Raw genomic sequence first — 19,351 nt, 5'->3', positions numbered from 1 at the left:
CGAAAACTAGACCTTGGCTGGGAGGCGGCTGACGCCGTCGAGCAGGTCCTGCTGCCCGCCGCACAGGGCAATCCTGATCCAGCCCTCGCCGATCGAACCGAACGCCGTACCCGGAGCGAAGGACACGCCGGACTCTGCCAGGAACGCCCGCACCCAGGACCTGACATCCCCGCCGCTCACATGCGAGACGTCGGCCCACAGGTAGAACGCCCCCTGGGCGCCCAGGAACGGAATTCCCTTCTTCGCCAAAACAGCTGAGGCTGCATCCCGGTTACTCCGGTAGTGGTCGCGAGCCTGGGAAACATAGTCCTGGGGTCCTGTCAGCGCGGCCAAGGCGGCGTACTGCGAAGGAGACGCGACGCAGGACACGATTGACTCCATCACGTTGTTCATCTTCGGCTCCAACCCGGGCGGGCAGATCAACGCTCCAATCCGAAGGCCAGTTAGCCCGTAGGTCTTGGACAGCGTCAGGGAAGTGAAGACCCGGGCTTCTCCGGGGATGTCGCTGTCGAAGCGCGCGGGACTGACATGGGGGACATCAAAAGTGAAGGCTTCATAACATTCGTCAGAGATGATCCAAAGGTCATGGCGGACGGCAAGCTCCACCAGTTGGCGCGTGGATTCTTCGCTGAAAACGGCGCCCAAGGGATTGGACGGGGAGTTCAACATGAGGACCCGGGTGCTTGGCGTGACGAGCGCCTCGATGTCCTCAACGCGCGGCTGGAAGTCGTTCTGCGGGTATAGCGGATACGGCACCGGAACGGCGTGCAGTAGCCGGCTGGTCATGGCGAAGGTGGGGTAGCCGGGGTTGGGGATGAGAATCTCATCGCCGGGGGAGAGAAGGAGGCTCATGGCGAAGTGCAGTCCCTGTTGGGCGCCGTCCACTACGTACACGCGATCCGCGCCGATATCCACGTTTTGCTGTTCCCGGAAGCGGGCGGCAAAGGCTTCACGGAGGGCGGGGATCCCGGCGTTGGGTGTGTAGTTGGTCTCATCCCGATCCAGGCAGTCAATACCGGCGTCGAGGATGTGCCGGGGTAAGGCAAAGCCCGGCTCCCCGATGCTGAGGACGATTGCTTCGGGGGTGCACCACGCAGCTTCGGTGATCTCACGGATCTGGTTCACAGGGACGTCGCGGACATGCGCGGCAAGGTCAGGCATGGGAGCCATCCTAGCCACCCATATACTGGTAAGCGTGCTTTCTGGACTGGTAATCGTTGACAAACCGCAGGGATGGACCAGCCATGATGTGGTTGGCCGGATGCGGCGGCTGGCCGGCACCCGGAAAGTAGGCCATGCGGGCACGCTTGATCCCATGGCAACCGGCGTTCTGGTGCTCGGCATCAACAAGGCCACGCGCCTGCTGACCTACATTGTGGGCACGTCCAAGACGTACACCGCCACTATCAGGCTGGGCGAAACCACCATCACCGACGACGCCGAGGGCGAGGTCACGGAGGCCCGCACCGCAGCGGACATTACTGATGACGCTGTTGCCGTTGGTGTTGCCGCGCTCACCGGGCCCATCCAGCAGGTTCCCAGCAGCGTGAGCGCCATCAAGGTCAATGGCGAACGCTCCTACGCCCGTGTCCGCTCGGGCGAAGAGGTTAAGCTCGCGGCTCGCCCGGTCACCATCCACCGCTTCGATGTCCACTCCATCACGAGGATCGACGGCGGCAGGGTAGTTGACGTCGACGTCACCGTTGAGTGTTCTTCCGGCACGTACATCAGGGCGTTGGCCCGGGACCTCGGCAACGCTTTGGGTGTCGGTGGGCACCTCACAGCCCTACGCAGAACCCAAGTTGGCCCGTACTCCATCGATCAAGCGCGCACGCTGGAGGAGCTGGCAGAAGAGCTCGAGGTTTTGGAGATGTCCTTGGCAGCACGCTCGCTGATGCCCAACCGGGAGTTGAGCGAGGAAGAAACCACCGAGATATCTTTTGGCCGCCGCATCGCTGCCGGACCAGGAGCAGGAACGCCGGACGCTGCCACGGCTGAAAAGCCTGCCGCCGCGTTCGCGCCGTCGGGAGAGCTCGTGGCATTGCTGGCAGACACGGGCAGCTTCGCTAAACCCGTGCTGGTCTTTGCCCCTGGAACTGGAACTGGAACTGGAACAGGGCAGGCAAAATAGGCATGGACGGATACTTCTACGCCATCCTCATCGTTGGATTGGTGTCCACGATCATGTGCGTCGTGGCCGGTTTGATGAAGAAAGCCCCGAACGACCCCACCATCTTTTCCGTACTCGCCGTTGAGCTCGTGCTCGTGGTGTATCTGGTGGGCTCGATAGTCCGGGTTGCCATGGGCGAGCAGATGGCCGGTGAAGCTTGGGAGTTCTGGGGCTACCTCATCGTTGCCCTGATGATTCCGTTGGGGGCCGTCTATTGGGCCATTCTTGAACGAACCCGCTGGAGCAATTTTGTCCTCGCGGCAGTGGGCGTAACCGTGCTGGTGATGGCCGCGCGCATGAATCAGATCTGGTACTGACCTTGAAGGAAGAACGCAACGTGACTGGAACCGACACCAACCCGGGCAACCGGCAGCCGAAGCAAAAGGACACACGGAACACAGGGCCAGGTCGCCTGCTGATCGCGGTCTACGCCGTGTTCGCGTTGTCGGCGACAGCTCGTGCCGGCTACCAGATCGCCACCAAGTTCGCCGAAGCTCCCTTGGCGCATATCCTGTCGGCGTTCGCCGCCGTCGTCTATATTGTGGCCACTGTCTCGCTTGCCAAGCCGGGCCGTACTTGGTTCAAGGTTTCCCTGGCGGCTGTGCTCACTGAACTTGTGGGTGTGCTGGTGGTAGGAGCGATCAGCCTCTTTGATCCTGTCGCTTTCCCGCACGACACCGTGTGGTCCCTGTTCGGCCGCGGTTACGGCTTTGTTCCGCTTGTCCTGCCGATCCTGGGTCTCTTGTGGCTCAACAAGCGCCGGCCGTCCTGAGTCAAACACCCTAGCGGGTAACCTTAGATTGTTCCGGCGCCGGGAGGTTGCCGGGCGAAATGAACATCTGCAGTAAAAAGGCGAGGTTGATGGTCCACATCTGGAACGATCCCACTGAAGTCCCCAAGGACTTCGGACCTACTGTCGTTACCATCGGGAACTTTGACGGCGTCCATCGTGGCCACCAGCACGTTCTGTCGCAGCTGACCGATACGGCCAAGAGGCACAACATCCCGTCGGTCGCCGTGACATTCGATCCCCACCCCGCCCAAGTGCACAGGCCGGATTCTGCTCCGGAGCTGATCATGGGGCTTCAGGACAAACTGGAGGCCCTTGGCGATACCGGGGTGGATGCCGTACTGGTGATGAAGTACACCCTTGAACTTGCTGCCATGACGCCCCTGGAGTTTGTCCGGGAGGTCCTGCTTGAGGGTCTCCACGCCGCACACCTCGTGGTGGGACACGACCTCCGCTTTGGTGCCGGCAATGCCGGCGACGTTGTCACCATGCAGGAACTGGGAGATCAGCTCGGTTTTGGGGTTCAGGTTGTCAATGAATACGGCGCGGGGGGCTTCCCGGTCCACCACGACGGCGATACCGACCGGCGCTGTTCCTCCACCTGGGTGAGGGAGGCCTTGTCCGAAGGCGACGTCGTTACTGCTGCCGCGGTGTTGGGCCGGCCCCACCGCATGCGCGGGGAAGTGGTGCACGGAGCTGCCCGCGGACGGGATCTCGGTTTCCCTACGGCTAACCTTTCCCACGATTCCACCGGTTACGTGCCAGCGGACGGCATCTATGCGGGGTGGCTGATCGACCAGGCCGGCACGCGGTGGCCAGCCGCAATCTCCGTTGGTTCCAACCCCACGTTCGACGGCGTGAGCCGGCAGGTTGAGGCACACGTGATCGACCGTCCCGAAGAGAACGTGGAAGACTTCAACCTCTACGGGCAGACAGTTGCCGTGGAATTTACGCAGCGTCTGCGGGGCATGGTGGCCTATCGGGGACCGGAAGCCTTGGTGGAACAAATGTGCCTGGACGTAGCCCAGGCACACGAGCTGTTGACCCGGCACTAGGGGCATTTCGACAACACTGCTGACGTGCCGGTAAACTGATGAGTGGATCCGGCTGCAGTCCGTGGCGGCTGGACCTGTTTTTGTGTGCGGCAACGTACCAAGGACAACCCGTCAGCGAGGCGCTGCACCGGGAGGCACGGCACAACTCTAGGAGTTCACGTGGCACTTGACGCCGCTGTAAAGCAGTCCATCATCAAGGAATACGCAACCACTGAAGGCGACACCGGTTCGCCCGAGGTTCAGGTTGCAGTCCTGACTCAGCGGATCAAGGATCTGACTGAGCACATGAAGGAGCACAAGCACGACTTCCACACCCAGCGCGGTCTGCTGGCCATGGTTGGTCGTCGCAAGCGCATGCTTTCCTACCTGAAGAACACTGACATCGCCCGCTACCGTGCGCTCATCGAGCGTCTCGGCCTGCGCCGCTAGTCTGCCTTTAGGGGCGGCCCGCTCCGTTTCGGAACGGGCCGCCTTCTTCACCAACAACTAAAAACAGGAATCAACCGCATCGCGCATTCGCGGTCCTCGGTAGTGATTCCCGGGAAACCATCTGTGACGATGATGCCCGTGGATCTCGATCGATGACCGGGTGTCGTACAGGCCAGGAAAAAAGAAGAGGCCTGGGTTGATGCGGCGGACTTCCGCTAACAGAAACGGAGGTGACTCTCTATGGAGGGTCCCGAAATCCAGTTCTCAGAAGCCATTATCGACAACGGACGTTTCGGCAAGCGAGTCATTCGCTTCGAAACCGGCCGCCTTGCCAAGCAGGCAGCCGGCGCGTCGATGGTCTACATCGACGAAGACACCGCACTGCTCTCGGCAACCACTGCTGGCAAGCAGCCGCGCGAAGGTTTCGACTTCTTCCCGCTGACGGTTGATGTTGAAGAGCGTATGTACGCTGCCGGCCGTATCCCGGGTTCGTTCTTCCGCCGCGAAGGCCGTCCCTCCACGGAAGCCATCCTGGCTTGCCGCCTCATGGACCGCCCGCTGCGCCCCGCCTTCGTGAAGGGCCTGCGCAACGAGGTCCAGATCGTGGTGACCGTTCTGGCCATCAACCCGGATGAGCTCTACGACGTCGTCGCCATCAACGCGTCCTCGATGTCCACGCAGCTTTCCGGCCTCCCGTTCTCCGGCCCGATCGGTGGCGTCCGCGTCGCCCTCATCGCCGACGAACAGGGTTCGCAGTGGGTCGCTTTCCCCAAGCACTCCCAGCTTGAGAACGCCGTGTTCAACATGGTTGTTGCCGGCCGCATCGCCGGTGACGACGTCGCCATCATGATGGTGGAAGCCGAAGCCACGGACAACTCCTGGAACCTCATCAAGGAACAGGGCGCAACCGCTCCTACCGAAGAGGTTGTTTCCGAGGGCCTCGAGGCTGCAAAGCCGTTCATCAAGGCACTTTGTGAAGCACAGGCAGACCTGGCAGCCCGCGCTGCCAAGCCCACGGTTGAGTTCCCGGTCTTCCTGGACTACCAGGACGACGTCTACGCCGCTGTTGAAGCCGCTGCTGCCGACAAGCTGGCCGCTGTCTTCCAGATCGCTGACAAGCAGGACCGCGACAACGCCTCCGACGAGCTCAAGGACGAGGTCCTTGGTGCCCTTGCCGGCCAGTTTGAGGGCCGCGAGAAGGAACTGTCCGCAGCTTTCCGCTCGGTCACCAAGCACGTTGTGCGCCAGCGCATCCTCAAGGACCAGGTCCGCATCGACGGCCGTGGCCTGACGGACATCCGCCAGCTGACCGCCGAGGTAGAGGTTCTGCCCCGTGTACACGGTTCGGCAATCTTCGAGCGCGGCGAAACCCAGATCATGGGCGTCACCACGCTGAACATGCTGAAGATGGAGCAGCAGATCGACTCGTTGTCGCCGGTAACGCGCAAGCGCTACATGCACAACTACAACTTCCCGCCGTACTCCACCGGTGAAACCGGCCGCGTCGGTTCCCCGAAGCGCCGCGAAATCGGCCACGGTGCCCTTGCTGAGCGCGCCCTGGTGCCGGTTCTGCCCACCCGTGAAGAGTTCCCGTACGCCATCCGCCAGGTATCCGAGGCCCTCGGTTCCAACGGTTCGACCTCCATGGGTTCCGTCTGTGCTTCGACGCTCTCCATGCTTAACGCCGGTGTGCCGCTGAAGGCCGCTGTTGCCGGTATCGCCATGGGCCTGGTTTCCGACCAGGTTGACGGCCAGACCCGCTACGCAGCCCTGACCGACATCCTCGGCGCCGAAGACGCATTCGGTGACATGGACTTCAAGGTGGCAGGTACCTCCGAGTTCGTTACGGCCATCCAGCTGGACACCAAGCTCGACGGCATCCCCGCTTCCGTGCTGGCAGCAGCACTGAAGCAGGCCCGCGAAGCCCGCCTCCACATCCTCGAGGTCATCAACGCAGCGATCGACACCCCGGACGAGCTCTCCGAGTTCGCGCCGCGCGTTATCGCTGTCAAGATCCCCGTGGACAAGATCGGCGAGGTCATCGGCCCCAAGGGCAAGATGATCAACCAGATTCAGGAAGACACGGGCGCGGACATCTCCATCGAAGATGACGGCACTGTCTACATCGGCGCCACCAACGGTCCGTCTGCCGACGCAGCACGCTCCGCCATCAACGCCATCGCCAACCCGCAGGTACCGGAAATCGGTGAGCGTTACCTGGGTACGGTCGTCAAGACCACTACCTTCGGCGCTTTCGTTTCCCTCACCCCGGGCAAGGACGGCCTGCTGCACATCTCAGAGCTCCGCAAGCTGGCCAATGGCAAGCGCGTGGACAACGTTGATGACGTCGTCTCCGTGGGCCAGAAGGTTCAGGTCGAGATCACCAAGATCGATGACCGCGGAAAGCTTTCCCTCTCCCCGGTTGTTGCCGAGGAAGAAGGAGCAGCCTCCGAGGACGCTCCTGCCGAGGCCGCTGAAGAGTCCGCAGAGTAGTCTGTAAGCAGTACACCCGGCAGGGCCGGTGGGCTTGAAAAAGCGCCACCGGCCCTTCCGGCCTTAACCCGAAAGGCCTTGATGACTGTTGTACCCTTGCCGTTGGAGCAGACCCTTCCCGGCGGCGAATTGATCCATGGTGCAGAGGGCGGTTCCGTCGTACGGCGCTCCGTCCTTCCCGGGGGCGTGCGCGTCCTGACCGAGGCCATGCCCGGTCAGCGTTCGGCCACCATAGGGTTTTGGGTGGCAGTGGGTTCGCGCGACGAAGCGGACGGCCAGCACGGTTCCACACACTTCCTTGAGCACCTGCTGTTCAAGGGCACCAAGCGGCGCACAGCCTTGGAGATCGCCTCCGCTTTTGACGAGGTGGGCGGCGAGTCCAATGCGGCTACGGCCAAGGAAAGCACCTGCTACTTCGCCCGCGTCCTGGACACCGACCTTCCCATGGCCATCGATGTCATTGCCGACATGATCACCGGGGCTGTCCTCGATCCTGCTGAACTGGAGCAGGAGCGCGATGTCATCCTTGAGGAAATCGCCATGGACAGCGATGACCCCACAGACGTTGCCCACGAGAAATTCGTAGCGGCCGTCCTCGGCCACCACCCGTTGGCACGCCCCATTGGGGGAACCCCGGATGCCATCAAGGCTGTGGCGAGGGATTCTGTCTGGGCGCACTACCAGCGCTACTACCGCCCCGAGGAACTGGTCATCACCGCCGCCGGCGGCCTGGATCACGACGTCGTCTGTGAACTCGTTCTGGATGCTTTGAAGGCCGCAGGATGGCAGCTCAACGCCGATGCCGCGCCCGTGAATCGTCGTGGGACTGACCGGGCCGTCATCACGGGCACGTCGGGACTGCACGTAGTAAAGCGTCCCGTGGAGCAAGCAAACATCATCATGGGTTGCCCCACGATCGTTGCAACGGATGACCGCCGGTTTGTCATGAGCGTGCTCAACGCCGTCCTGGGTGGTGGCATGTCATCCCGCCTGTTCCAGGAGATTCGTGAGAAGCGCGGCTTGGTGTACTCCACGTACTCGTTCACGGCAGCGTATGCAGACGCCGGATACTTCGGGATGTACGCCGGCTGCACGCCGTCCAAGGTTCGCCAAGTGTTGGAACTTCTGGGCCTTGAGCTGGACAAGCTCGCCAAGGAAGGCATCACGGACGAAGAGCTCCGGAAAGCAGTAGGGCAGCTCAGCGGCGGGATTGTCCTCGCGCTTGAGGACACCGGCTCGCGGATGTCGCGGCTTGGCCGGGCGGAACTGGTGTCAGGAGAATTCCAGGACATTGACGAGACCTTGGCCCGTATCAAGGCCGTCACGGTGGAGGATGTTCAGGAGCTCGCCCGCGAACTCGCAGCGGCGCCCCGCACCATCACCGTTGTTGGTCCATTCGAGGAAACCGAGACCTTCGGCCTGTAGCTTCCTGTCCCGAATCTCTGGACTCCCGCACTGTAAACAGGGCAGCATGATCACACGATGATGCTGCCCTGACTACATTGGAGTCCTGATGGATCTGCCCCCAAGCGGCCATGCTGCGGAGATGCTGCGGGATTTCCTCGGTCATTGGCGGGGCATCACGGAGATCGCTGCGTCACCGTGGGGAACTGCACGGACAGCTGAGGCCGAGGCGGTGTTTACCAAGGCTGCGGGCGGCTACGCGGTGGTCCAGAGCTACAGGCACCACGAAACCGACGGCACGCATTTCGAAGGTCATGGCATGTTCACTGTTGACCGGGACCACGGCGATACGCTGTGGTACTACGTGGACAGCATGGGCCGGCCGCCGGCGAGCCCGGTCCGTGGGACATGGAACGCAGGCACGTTGACCCTGGACCGGCGGACAGCCGACGGCGTGGCCCGGCACACGTTCCGCGTTGACGATGGCGTCCTGGTGCACACCGCAGACTTGAAGCTTGAGGGATCTGCCGAGTTCAGCCCGTTGTTGAAGAGCGTGTTCCGGAAGGTCTGAACCCCGAGCAGTCCTAGCCCCCTGCGCGGTCCTAGCCTCCGGCGAACGGCGGCAAAACGTCGATGACGTCTTCGCTTCCCAAGGGAGCCGTACGGTCCCGGACGGCCACCTCATTGCGGAGGAAACTGCTGCGCGCCACGATCCTGGCGAGCGGCGGCGTGCCTTCGGGAGGCAGAGGGCGTTCGACGGCGAGGGCGGCTTCCAGCAGTTCCTCCAGGCTGGTGCCTTCCGGGAGGACGTGACGTTCTTCTTCCACCCCGGCGGCCGCGCGTGCGGCAGCGAAGTAACGGACAAGCAAGGGTTCAGCCTCCGATTGCGCTCATGCTGCGGTCCGGCTGGACGAAGTCCGCTGCGCCGAGACCGGTGTGGTCCATGCCGTGGGCTTTGGGCTTGACCCACATGGCGTCCTGCCACCGTGACGCCAATTCATCATCCGTGGCACCCTCACGGAGAATGCCCAACAGGTCGAATTCTTCGCGGGAGAAAAGGCAGCTCATGATCTTGCCCTCCGCGGTGATGCGAGTACGGCGGCAGTCGGAGCAGAACGGTTCAGTGACTGATGCGATGATGCCGACTGTGCCGAGGACCGGCCCTGTGGCGACGCCCGTTGCCGCATCCCGGCGTCGTACTTCAAAACGTTCGGCCGGGGCGCCGTCCCGCTCCCGGGGGTCGTTGTCCAGCACGAAGTCGCGGGAGAGCAGCTCACGAATCTCGGCGGCCGTGATCATGTTGCGCCGGGTCCATCCGTGGTCGGCATCCAGGGGCATTTGCTCGATGAAGCGGAGTTCGTAGCCGCGGCCCAGGGCCCAAGCCAAGAGGTCCGGCGATTCGGCGTCGTTGATGCCGCGCATCAGCACAGCATTCAGTTTCACGGGACCCAAGCCGGCTGCCCAGGCGGCATCTACGCCGGCCAGGACGCGGTCCAGGAAGGGGCGTCGCGTCAGTTTGGTAAACGTCTCCTCGTGGAGGGAATCGAGCGAGACGTTGATCCGGGTCAGGCCTGCAGCTTTCAGGGCTTGGGCCTTCTTATCCAGTCCCACGCCGTTGGTGGTCATGGAAATGGGGAGGTCCGGGTGGTCGCTCCGGATGCCGGCAATGATTTCCACCAAGTCGGCGCGGACCAGGGGCTCGCCGCCAGTCAGGCGGAGCTCACGTACGCCCAGGGCGTTGACGCCCACACGGACAATGCGGACGATTTCGTCTTTGGTCATCACGGCCTGTTTCGAGAGCCATTCCAAGCCCTCGGCAGGCATGCAGTACGTGCAGCGCAGATTGCATTTGTCCGTCAGGGACAGGCGCATGTCCGTTGCGCGCCGACCATAGCGGTCCCACAGCCCGGCGGGCGTGCCTGCGGGACGTGGGGGCGGAACTGCAACGCCGCTTTCCGTGCTGCCTGCCGCGCCGCCCGTAGGGGGCACCGGCATGCCTAGCTGAACACTCATAAATTCAGGCTACGCCACCGCGGCTGGATCAGTGACACCCGTTACAGTCGCAGAGGCCTTTACCCACACAGTTCTTACGGATTCCCTACACTTGTGCCCTTTGTGCCAGGATCGGGTGCCGGCCACCCCCAGCAAACCTATGCTGAAAGCGTGACCACAAATACGGCATCATCTGCACCAGGGAATCGTCGCATTCTTCTGGTAGAGGATGAACAGACCATTGCCGACGTTGTCCGCGACTACCTGCTGAAGGCCGGGTTCCAAGTGGACATGGCGGGGGACGGCTTCACCGCCCTCGAGCTGGCAGCCTCTCGTCAACCCGACCTTGTGATCCTGGACCGCATGCTGCCGGGACTGGACGGTGTGGAGGTCTGCCGCCGACTCCGCCAAACCATGAGCGTTCCCGTCATCATGGTCACGGCTCTGGGAACCGAAGACGACCGGATTCTGGGCTTGGAAATGGGAGCGGATGATTACGTCACCAAACCCTTCTCTCCGCGGGAGCTGGTCCTCCGGGTTAAATCGGTACTGCGCCGGAGCATCAAGGAATTCGCGCCGGAACCGCCTGTGGAGGCCGCAGGACTTGAACTGGATCCTGCCTCCCGGACAGTCACGCACGGCGGAGTTCCGCTGGCGCTGACGGTCCGTGAATTCGACCTCCTGGCTTTCATGATGCGAAGGCCCAACCAAGTCTTCAGCCGGGAAGAACTGATCAAGGCCGTCTGGGGCTGGGACTTCGGCGATCTGTCCACAGTCACGGTCCACGTCCGGCGCCTGCGGGAGAAAATCGAAGCCAACCCCACCAAACCCGAACTGCTCAAGACCGTATGGGGCGTCGGCTACCGCTTCGACAGCAAGCGATCCGATGGCGTCACTATGAACGTGCACGGCAAAGGGGGTGAGCATGGAAGGCAGTGAGCTGTGGGCCATCCTCGCGTGGGTCCTGTTCTGGGCCGTGCTCATCGGTGCCGGCACTTGGGTGCTTCTCCGGCTGCTTCGCCGGGCCTCGATACTCGCCCAGATCTGCCTGGTGGTGGTGGCCACCGTTGCCGTTCTGGTGGCGGGCATGGTCAGTGCCTTCACCGCCATGTTCATCTCCGCGAGGGACCTCGAAGTCATGTGGTACATCTTGGCCACTGCCTCGGCGGTTGCTGTTGCACTGTCCCTCATGCTTGGTGCCGGCGTCTCCCGGAACGCTGCCCACCTGGTGGACGCTGCCCGGCGCCTGGGGCGTGGCGAAACACTGGAACATACCGTGGCGGAGGGTCGGGGGAGCGCTCCTGCCATGACGTCCGAACTCGCCGAACTGGCCCAGGAACTTGAGGCCAGCAGCCGGAGCCTGGCCGAGTCCCGGCAACGCGAAGCCGCCATTGAGGCCGCCCGTCGCGAGCTGGTGTCGTGGATTTCGCATGACCTCCGAACACCCTTGGCCAGCATGCGCGCCATGACCGAAGCCCTTGAAGATGGCATGGCATCAGATGTTCAGGGCTATTACCGGAAGATCATCGGGCAAACCGAACAAATGACGGCCATGGTCAACGACCTCTTGGAACTATCCAAAATTCAGGCAGGCACCCTCCGCCTGCGTGCCGAGCCGCTGGACCTTTACGACCTCGTCAGCGATGCGCTCTCGGACTTGGCACCTTTGGCCGCGAAACGCGGAATCAGGCTCGACGGCGGCGGTGACCGGGAGTGCATGGCCGTCGCCGACGGACCAAGCCTGGCCCGGGCCGTGCGAAACATACTCCTCAACGCCATCATCTACAGCCCACCAGGCAGCGACGTCCACATTAGCGTCGGCCGGGATCGCGTGGGAGGTTCCGGCGGGAACGCCGTTATCGCTGTGGAGGATCAGTGCGGCGGCATCCCGGACGAGGACCTCCCGCACCTGTTCGAAACGGGCTGGCAGAAAGACCCCGCCCGCCGCACCACGGAAGAGATGCAAGGCCGCTACAGCGGTGCAGGCATCGGCCTGAGCATGGTGGCCGGCATCGTCAAGGCACATGGGGGATCGGTCACCGTGGACAACGTCGACGGCGGTTGCCGCTTTGCGTTGTCATTGCCGGCTGGGGCACCCCCACCGGAATCATCGATGTCATCAATGACTCCTACCGCAACTGACAACCGCCCTGGAGGCTCGTCATGAGTACGCTCGCACCCGATAGCACCCAGCAGCGTCGCATCATGGGCAAGCCCGTATTGTGGGCCGCTGCGGCCGGGGTAGCAGCCGGAGCCGCCGGGATCGCGGCGGGCGAACTGACAGCAGGCCTCCTGAGCCCGCTGGTATCGCCGGTCACAGCCCTTGGTGGCGCCGTGATCGACGCCGTGCCGCCGGGAGTCAAAGACCTGGCAGTCCAGTTGTTCGGCACCGCAGACAAAATCGTGCTGGTGGTGTGCATCGTGGTCGTCGCAGGAATTCTGGCAGCGCTCGCTGGTGTCCTGGAACGCCGCCGGACCGGCTGGGGCCTGGCACTCGCTGGACTGGCGGGCGCAGCAGGACTGACCGCCGTCGTGACCCGAGCCCAAGCGAGCCCCCAAGCGGCCCTTGCACCGATCGTTGCCGCCATTGTCACCATGCTGCTGCTGCGAACGCTCATACGTCGGCTCGCAACCTGGGCTCCGTCCGAAGAAACCCCCGGGCGCGAAAAGGCGCCATTGGCTCGGCGAAGCTTTCTGAACGCCTTGGCTGGAACCTCACTCGCCGCCGTCGTAGCCGGAACGGTGACCACTGTCCTCACCAGGGCCACAGCGGTGGCTTCCGGTTTCCGCGGCTCCATGACGCTCCCGGAACCCGCCACCCCGGCGCAAGCCATTCCTGCGGGTGCGTCCTTGCCGGTGGATGGCATCAGCCCTTTGGTCACCCCGAATGCGGATTTCTACAGGATCGACACCGCATTGACCGTGCCGGCCATCGACCCCCCTGCCTGGACACTGAAGGTCACCGGAATGGTGGAACGCGAAGTTGAAATCGACTTCGCTGCCCTCCTTGCCAAGCCCATGACAGAACGCCACATCACTATCGCCTGCGTGTCCAACAACGTAGGTGGCGACCTCATAGGCAATGCCCTCTGGCTGGGCTGGCCCGTGAGGGAACTCCTGGCAATGGCAGGACCCAAAGGCGGCGCAGACATGGTCCTCTCCACCAGTAACGACGGCTGGACGGCCAGCACTCCCTTGGAGGCCCTCACCGATGACCGTGACGCGCTCCTGGCCGTAGGCATGAACGGTGAACCCCTTCCGCTGGAACACGGATTCCCCGTACGGATGATCGTGCCGGGCCTCTACGGCTTTGTCTCCGCCACCAAATGGCTCACTGAACTGAAGGTCACACGTTTCACCGACGACACCGCGTATTGGACGCCCCGCGGCTGGAGCGATCACGGGCCCATCAAGACGCAATCGCGCATCGATGTACCCCGCAGCGGCCGGAGCGTCCAAGCAGGCAAGGTGCAGTTCGGCGGTGTGGCATGGGCCCAGCACAGGGGAATCAACCGCGTCGAGCTCCGCGTCAACCGCGGACCGTGGCAGCAGGCAGCGCTTGCCGGAGCCATCTCCACTGACACTTGGTATCAGTGGCAGTTGGGCATCGACCTCACGCCAGGAGACTACGAAGTGCAAGTCCGGGCCACCGATTCCAGCGGTGTTCCCCAGACCGAAGACAAGGCACCTGTAGCCCCCGACGGTGCCACCGGATATCACACCATCAACGTCAAGGTGGGCTGAGGCCCTAGTCTGGGTACGTCCGGAGAATTCCCCGGAAGCCAGCGTGTCCACACAGGAGGATGTCCGTGCCCAGATCTGTTGCCGCCCACCGCCAGGCAGTGGTGGAACTGCTGACCGGCGTCAGTGCGGATAGGGGTAAGCTCCGCCTGCCACTGCTGGAGGCGCTGGGCAAAGCGCTCGCCGTCGATGTCTACGCGCCCCTCTCCCTGCCCCCGTTCGACAATTCCCAAATGGACGGCTTTGCCGTCCGCTCGGCAGACATTCCCGACGGCGGTGCGGAGCTCCGGGTAGCTGAGCCGGTTCCGGCAGGTGCCGCGCCGGCAGCACTCAAGCCCGGCTTTGCCGCCCCCATCATGACCGGGGCCGTGATCCCCGAGGGGGCCGACGCCGTCGTGCCCATTGAAAAGGCGACGCCGAACGCTTTCCCGGACCCTGCAGCGGGGGAGGCTGTTGTCGTCCTGCCTTCAGTCGCTCCCGGCACCTACGTCCGGGACAGCGGCAGCGACATTGGGAAGGGTGAACTGGCGCTGGTCGCAGGCACCCGGATGGGACCCGCACAGTTGGGTCTCTTGGCGGCCTTAGGCCTGACAACCGTTGAAGTCCGCAAACCTTGGCGCGTGCTTCTGGTCACAACCGGAGACGAGGTAGTGGAGCCCGGGAAGGAACTCACTGCCGGCAAGATTTTCGACTCCAACGGAACACTGCTCGAAGCCTCCATGCGACAGGCCGGCCTGGACGTGGTCCGCACCGGAATTTCCGATGACGACCCCTCCAAGCTGCTGGCGGTCCTCCAACGTCACACCGGACCGGCGGAGGACCGGGTAGATGTCATCGTCACCACAGGGGGAGTGAGTAAGGGCGCCTACGAAGTAGTCCGGCAGGCCATGGCGAACCAGCCGGTGGAATTCCTGCCGGTCGCCATGCAGCCAGGTGGACCGCAGGGATTGGGCACCGTCGAGGGTGTTCCGTTCCTTGGCTTCCCGGGAAATCCGGTCAGCTGCCTGGTCTCCTTCGAGATGTTTCTCCGACCGGCCCTTTCACAGGTACTGGGAACGCCTGCGCAGCGGCCGGTGCTCAAAGCACGTTTGGCCGAATCGCTGACCTCGCCGGAAGGAAAACACCAGGTTCGCCGCGGAACCATGGGCGCCGATGGCACGGTCCGGATGGAAGGCGGCGCAGGTTCCCACCTGGTCCACGCCCTGGCCCGGGCAAACGCGCTGGTGCAGATCCCCGGAGACGTCACGGAACTCGCCGAAGGGGACGAAGTGGAAGTATGGATGCTGTGAACCACACTCCCGAAAATTCCGGTGGCCTGACCCACCTCAGGCAGGACGGCACTGCGCAGATGGTGGACGTTTCAGAAAAAGCCGTCACTACGCGTGAAGCCACCGCCACAGCCACTGTCCGCAGCACGCCTAACGTCCTGGCCCTGCTGGGCGCCGGTGAGCTGCCTAAGGGCGATGCCCTCGCCGTGGCACGTGTTGCGGGGATCATGGCGGCGAAGAAGACACCCGAGCTGATTCCGTTGTGCCATCCCTTGCCGATATCCAAGGTCACGGTGGACTTCGAGCTGGGCGCCGACTCTGTTGAAATCCTGGCGAGCGTCAAGACCAGAGGCGTGACCGGCGTCGAAATGGAAGCCCTGACGGCGGCCTCGGTTGCCGCATTGAGCGTCTACGACATGATCAAGGCCGTGGACAAGCATGCAGTGCTGACCGATATTCGTGTGCTCGCCAAGAGCGGTGGAAAAAGCGGAGACTGGGACGTTTCCGGAGAATCGACCCCCAGGGAGGCCGGCGCGTGAGTGCGTGCGAGCCGATCACGCTGCGGAAGGCCGGCGTCGTTATCGCGTCAACCCGAGCAGCCGCCGGCGTGTACGCCGATGAGACGGGGCCGATCATCCTCGATTGGCTCAGCGAGCACGGCTTCGATACGTTCCCCACCATGGTGGTGCCGGACGGTGAGCCGGTTGGCGCTGCCCTGAGGGCACTCCTGACACAGCACCCCGCCGTGATCATCACCAGCGGCGGTACGGGCCTCAGCCCGGACGACCGCACGCCTGAAATGACGCTGCCCCTCCTCGAACGCGAGATTCCGGGCATCATGGAGGGTATCCGGCGCGCCGGCGCCGCCAAAACCCCCATGGCCATGCTGAGCCGTGGCCACGCCGGGGCAGCGGGGAAAACGTTCGTCATCAACCTGCCCGGATCCCCGAAAGGCGTCATGGACGGCTTGGCTGTCCTGGACCCTGTGATCGGGCACCTCTGTGAGCAATTGGAAGGAAACCATGGGCATTGAAACAAACTTTGAAGTGGTGAGCGCAGTCCTCAGCGCCGAGCCCATTTCCGTAGACCAAGCCATCAGGGCAGTGGAGTCGGATACCGCCGGAGCAGTGGTCAGCTTCAGTGGCGTCGTTCGAAATCACGACGACGGCAAGGCAGTGGACCGGCTAAGCTACAGCGCGCATCCCACGGCGCATCAGGTGATGTCGGACGTCGTGGCGCAGCTGGTTGCCGAGCACTCCGGAGAAGCGGCGCAACCCGTTCGGATCTGGGCAGCCCACCGGATCGGCATGCTGGAGATCGGTGATCCCGCGCTGGTGTGTGCAGTGGCTGCCGCCCATCGAGGCCAAGCATTCGCTGTGTGCTCCGAACTCGTGGACCGGGTCAAAGAACAGGTCCCCATATGGAAGGAACAGTTCTTTACTGACGGCACCATGGAATGGGTGGGAGCAGGGGAGTAGGCCGGAGTAACGGTTCCTGCCGGGCTCCGGCCCGGCGGTAGGGTTAACGGCATGACCGAACAACTTGCTGTTGCAGTGCTGGGCGCCCACGGGCGCATGGGAATTGAAGCCGTTAAGGCTGTTGACGCAGCCGAAGACATGAAGCTCGTAGCCGCTCTGGGCCGCGGCGATTCCCTGGAGAAACTGCTCGACGCCGGTGCACAGTACGTTGTTGACCTGACCGTTCCGGACATCACCGAGACCAACGTCCGGTTCGCCGTGGAGCACGGCATCCACGCAGTTGTGGGTACCACTGGCTGGGACGCCCACCGGCTCGATTCCTTGCGGAGCCTCTTGGAGCAAAAGCCGGACACCGGTGTTCTGATCGCCCCGAACTTCGCCCTCGGATCGGTGCTCGCCTCCGCGTTCGCGGCGAAGGCGTCGCGATACTTCGAGTCCGTGGAAATCATCGAACTGCACCACCCCAACAAGGTTGATGCTCCCTCCGGCACCGCAGTGCGCACGGCACAGCTGATCGCTGAAGCGCGCCAGGAAGCCGGCGTCCCGGCGAGCCCGGACGCCACGGAAACATCACTGGACGGTGCGAGGGGCTGCGACGTGGACGGGGTTCGTGTCCACAGCGTGCGCCTCCGCGGTTTGGTGGCCCATCAGGAAGTGCTCTTCGGTGGTCCGGGTGAGCAGCTGACGTTGCGCCACGACTCCTTCGACCGTGCCTCCTTCATGCCCGGCGTCCTTCTCGGGCTTCGCAAAGTCGCAGCCAACCCCGGCCTCACCGTTGGCTTGGACGGCTACTTGGACCTGGGGCTCTAGGATCATGGGCAATTTTTGGACCTCTTTGAAGAAGAACCGCACCAAAATCTGGGTGGGTGCCATCACCTTGCTGTTGGTGCTTTACCTGGTGGTTTCCGTGCAGCGCTCGTTCCTCTTGCTCGGCGACCCCAACCTTGTAGCCAAGGGGATCGGGGCCGCCTATCTGGTCCTGCCTGTTGTTGGCGCATGGGCGCTCATCCGTGAGCTGCTTTTTGGTGCCCGTACAGAGCAGATGGCCAAGGTTCTGGAAGCCGAGGGCGGATTGCCGGTTGATGATCTTCCGCGCACTCCCGGCGGGCGTATTGTCCGCGCAGCTGCTGACGCCGAGTTTGAGAAGTACCGCGCCGAGGCCGAGGCCGCTCCGGAGGACTGGCGCTCATGGTTCCGGCTCAGCTGCGCCTACGATGCCTCAGGAGACCGCAAACGTGCACGTGCATCCATGCGTGACGCCGTGAAACTCTTTCGCTCTCAGCCCACCGCAGCTGGCCGGTGACGGCCCAGGCTTGATGCCGTGTGGGCCACCCACTCCAATGGTCCGCGGCGCCGAAGTACGGCGAAACAAACGCCGATCACAACAGCAGTGAGAGCCTGGGCCCAGTACATACCTTCATCTGTCCACCCCGAGGGCAGGGGCTGGTTGGTGAAGCCGGAGACAACCCACACGTGCGCTGAATAGAGGGTCAGGGTCATCGCCCCCGGCCCGCTCAGCAGGATCAGGAAGTTGACCTTGATCCGCTCCGCCCAGGTGCCGAGCAGCAGGAACAAACCCACCACGGCCGCAGCCACCCCACCGCTGTGCAGCAGGTCCAAGGTGGTCCCGGCGTGCGGGGACGCTGTCGCCAGCCACCACCATGTACCGGTCTGTTCGAGGCCGGTGACGTTCACCTGAAGCATGCTCTCCAACGGGTATCCGCGGGTGTTCGGGAGGACTGAAAGTGCAGCCCGACCACCCCACAGCTCCATGGCAAGGATTCCGACGACTTTTGCCAGGCCGGCCACCACGACCCCGCAGGTCAGCAGCAGCACTTGGACTCGCGCCGTCGTCAGCGCCAAGCGGCCGATCACCAATCCGAGCAGCAGATAAGAGATCCACTGGAACGCGGGGTAGTAGCCGGTGAAAAAGAGGTCGGCGAGGAGGAGCGCAGGCGTCTCCATGTCCTCCCAGTTGGGATTGTGGCCCAACTTCAAGGGAGGGTTGGCGTCCAGCAGCAGAGGCCGGACCAGATATGCCAGCACCGGTGACAGCAGGACCCAGCCAAGTGCCCAAAAGCAGAGCGCCTTGAGCCGAAGGCCGAGGAACGGCAGGATGCACAGGAACAGAACCGCGTAGTGGACGAGGATCACGGCTACGTTGACTTCCAGGCCGCCCAGCATGAGTCCGACGACGGCGATCACCAAGGCGCGCATGGCAACTCCACCCCGGGCAGCCCATAGTTCCGTGCCGCTGCGGGGCTCCTGCTTGCCCGTACTGAGCGCCAGCCCGACGCCGGCGAGGACGGCAAACAGCGCCGCGGACCTGCCTGAGAACACCAATCCCACAAAGGTCGGCTCCCATTGCGGGGACGGTCCGAACGTTGGCATCACGTGCGTGGCCATCATCCCCAGCAAGGCTGCACCCCTGGCGGCATCTATCCCTGTGAGCCGGGAGGAGACGCGTCGGCCGCCTGGCGCTTTCTGCGTCGGGGTCGTCTCTTGCGAAGTCATGCAGCGATCGTCTCATA

The 19,351-nt window shown here is 63.4% G+C and carries 21 protein-coding genes; 17 read left to right on the top strand and 4 right to left on the bottom strand.

Features of this window, described 5'->3' with window-relative positions; translation table 11 throughout:
- Positions 1 to 6: 6 nt before the first annotated feature.
- On the bottom strand, positions 7 to 1,161 hold the full coding sequence (locus tag J3A64_RS10570) for a pyridoxal phosphate-dependent aminotransferase (RefSeq protein WP_210064265.1): 1,155 nt from the start codon (positions 1,159 to 1,161) through the stop codon (positions 7 to 9).
- Between the two features lie 34 nt (positions 1,162 to 1,195).
- Here J3A64_RS10570 and truB point away from each other — a divergent pair, with 34 nt between their 5' ends.
- From truB to J3A64_RS10530, 8 genes are all read left to right on the top strand, one after another.
- On the top strand, positions 1,196 to 2,131 hold the full coding sequence (gene truB / locus J3A64_RS10565) for a tRNA pseudouridine(55) synthase TruB (protein ID WP_210064264.1): 936 nt from the start codon (positions 1,196 to 1,198) through the stop codon (positions 2,129 to 2,131).
- A gap of 2 nt (positions 2,132 to 2,133) precedes the next feature.
- A complete protein-coding gene (locus tag J3A64_RS10560; RefSeq protein WP_011774278.1) occupies positions 2,134 to 2,487 on the top strand; it encodes a hypothetical protein in 354 nt (117 codons plus the stop codon).
- Positions 2,488 to 2,507: 20 nt separating this feature from the next.
- Entirely contained in the window at positions 2,508 to 2,942 is a 435-nt protein-coding gene (locus J3A64_RS10555; RefSeq protein WP_307807185.1) for a hypothetical protein, read from the top strand.
- 89 nt (positions 2,943 to 3,031) lie between these two features.
- The gene (locus tag J3A64_RS10550) at positions 3,032 to 4,015 is read left to right on the top strand and encodes a bifunctional riboflavin kinase/FAD synthetase (RefSeq protein ID WP_011774280.1); all 984 of its coding nucleotides are present in this window, start codon (positions 3,032 to 3,034) and stop codon (positions 4,013 to 4,015) included.
- Positions 4,016 to 4,174: 159 nt separating this feature from the next.
- Positions 4,175 to 4,444, top strand: a complete 270-nt coding sequence (rpsO, locus tag J3A64_RS10545; protein ID WP_011774281.1) for a 30S ribosomal protein S15 — start codon at positions 4,175 to 4,177, stop codon at positions 4,442 to 4,444.
- A 240-nt stretch (positions 4,445 to 4,684) separates the two neighbouring features.
- A complete protein-coding gene (locus tag J3A64_RS10540) occupies positions 4,685 to 6,937 on the top strand; it encodes a polyribonucleotide nucleotidyltransferase (protein WP_011774282.1) in 2,253 nt (750 codons plus the stop codon).
- 81 nt (positions 6,938 to 7,018) lie between these two features.
- On the top strand, positions 7,019 to 8,362 hold the full coding sequence (locus J3A64_RS10535; RefSeq protein WP_014921277.1) for a pitrilysin family protein: 1,344 nt from the start codon (positions 7,019 to 7,021) through the stop codon (positions 8,360 to 8,362).
- Between the two features lie 88 nt (positions 8,363 to 8,450).
- Entirely contained in the window at positions 8,451 to 8,912 is a 462-nt protein-coding gene (locus tag J3A64_RS10530; protein ID WP_210064262.1) for a DUF1579 family protein, read from the top strand.
- Between the two features lie 31 nt (positions 8,913 to 8,943).
- On the opposite strand, the gene J3A64_RS10525 is transcribed toward J3A64_RS10530, so the two are convergent.
- Positions 8,944 to 9,210 carry a MoaD/ThiS family protein gene (locus J3A64_RS10525; RefSeq protein ID WP_011774285.1) on the bottom strand — a complete coding sequence of 89 codons (267 nt, stop codon included), beginning with the start codon at positions 9,208 to 9,210 and terminating at the stop codon, positions 8,944 to 8,946.
- Positions 9,211 to 9,214: 4 nt separating this feature from the next.
- Positions 9,215 to 10,354, bottom strand: a complete 1,140-nt coding sequence (gene moaA, locus J3A64_RS10520) for a GTP 3',8-cyclase MoaA (protein ID WP_210064261.1) — start codon at positions 10,352 to 10,354, stop codon at positions 9,215 to 9,217.
- A 150-nt stretch (positions 10,355 to 10,504) separates the two neighbouring features.
- Here moaA and J3A64_RS10515 point away from each other — a divergent pair, with 150 nt between their 5' ends.
- The 9 genes from J3A64_RS10515 to J3A64_RS10475 are packed head-to-tail and all read left to right on the top strand — an operon-like array spanning position 10,505 to position 18,123.
- Complete coding sequence (locus J3A64_RS10515) at positions 10,505 to 11,272, top strand: response regulator transcription factor (RefSeq protein WP_210064260.1); 768 nt, start codon at positions 10,505 to 10,507, stop codon at positions 11,270 to 11,272.
- Entirely contained in the window at positions 11,259 to 12,500 is a 1,242-nt protein-coding gene (locus J3A64_RS10510; protein WP_210064259.1) for a sensor histidine kinase KdpD, read from the top strand. Before J3A64_RS10515 ends, J3A64_RS10510 begins: the two co-directional genes overlap by 14 nt.
- On the top strand, positions 12,497 to 14,077 hold the full coding sequence (locus J3A64_RS10505; protein WP_210064258.1) for a molybdopterin-dependent oxidoreductase: 1,581 nt from the start codon (positions 12,497 to 12,499) through the stop codon (positions 14,075 to 14,077). Before J3A64_RS10510 ends, J3A64_RS10505 begins: the two co-directional genes overlap by 4 nt.
- 59 nt (positions 14,078 to 14,136) lie before the next feature.
- Entirely contained in the window at positions 14,137 to 15,363 is a 1,227-nt protein-coding gene (glp, locus tag J3A64_RS10500; RefSeq protein WP_011774290.1) for a gephyrin-like molybdotransferase Glp, read from the top strand.
- Positions 15,351 to 15,881 carry a cyclic pyranopterin monophosphate synthase MoaC gene (moaC, locus tag J3A64_RS10495; protein ID WP_011774291.1) on the top strand — a complete coding sequence of 177 codons (531 nt, stop codon included), beginning with the start codon at positions 15,351 to 15,353 and terminating at the stop codon, positions 15,879 to 15,881. The genes glp and moaC overlap by 13 nt, the downstream gene beginning before the upstream one ends.
- Entirely contained in the window at positions 15,878 to 16,375 is a 498-nt protein-coding gene (locus J3A64_RS10490) for a MogA/MoaB family molybdenum cofactor biosynthesis protein (protein ID WP_210064257.1), read from the top strand. Before moaC ends, J3A64_RS10490 begins: the two co-directional genes overlap by 4 nt.
- Positions 16,365 to 16,820 (top strand): molybdenum cofactor biosynthesis protein MoaE, encoded by a 456-nt coding sequence (locus J3A64_RS10485; protein WP_210064256.1) that lies wholly within the window; start codon positions 16,365 to 16,367, stop codon positions 16,818 to 16,820. Before J3A64_RS10490 ends, J3A64_RS10485 begins: the two co-directional genes overlap by 11 nt.
- 51 nt (positions 16,821 to 16,871) lie before the next feature.
- Positions 16,872 to 17,630, top strand: a complete 759-nt coding sequence (gene dapB, locus J3A64_RS10480; protein ID WP_210064255.1) for a 4-hydroxy-tetrahydrodipicolinate reductase — start codon at positions 16,872 to 16,874, stop codon at positions 17,628 to 17,630.
- Between the two features lie 4 nt (positions 17,631 to 17,634).
- A complete protein-coding gene (locus J3A64_RS10475; RefSeq protein WP_014921283.1) occupies positions 17,635 to 18,123 on the top strand; it encodes a hypothetical protein in 489 nt (162 codons plus the stop codon).
- On the opposite strand, the gene J3A64_RS10470 is transcribed toward J3A64_RS10475, so the two are convergent.
- Complete coding sequence (locus tag J3A64_RS10470) at positions 18,099 to 19,334, bottom strand: heparan-alpha-glucosaminide N-acetyltransferase domain-containing protein (protein ID WP_011774295.1); 1,236 nt, start codon at positions 19,332 to 19,334, stop codon at positions 18,099 to 18,101. The genes J3A64_RS10475 and J3A64_RS10470 overlap by 25 nt on opposite strands.
- Between the last annotated feature and the right edge of the window lie 17 nt (positions 19,335 to 19,351).

The organism is Pseudarthrobacter sp. PvP004, from assembly GCF_017876035.1.
GTDB lineage: Bacteria > Actinomycetota > Actinomycetes > Actinomycetales > Micrococcaceae > Arthrobacter > Arthrobacter aurescens_A.
This window is presented reverse-complemented; position numbering and strand designations above follow the sequence as displayed.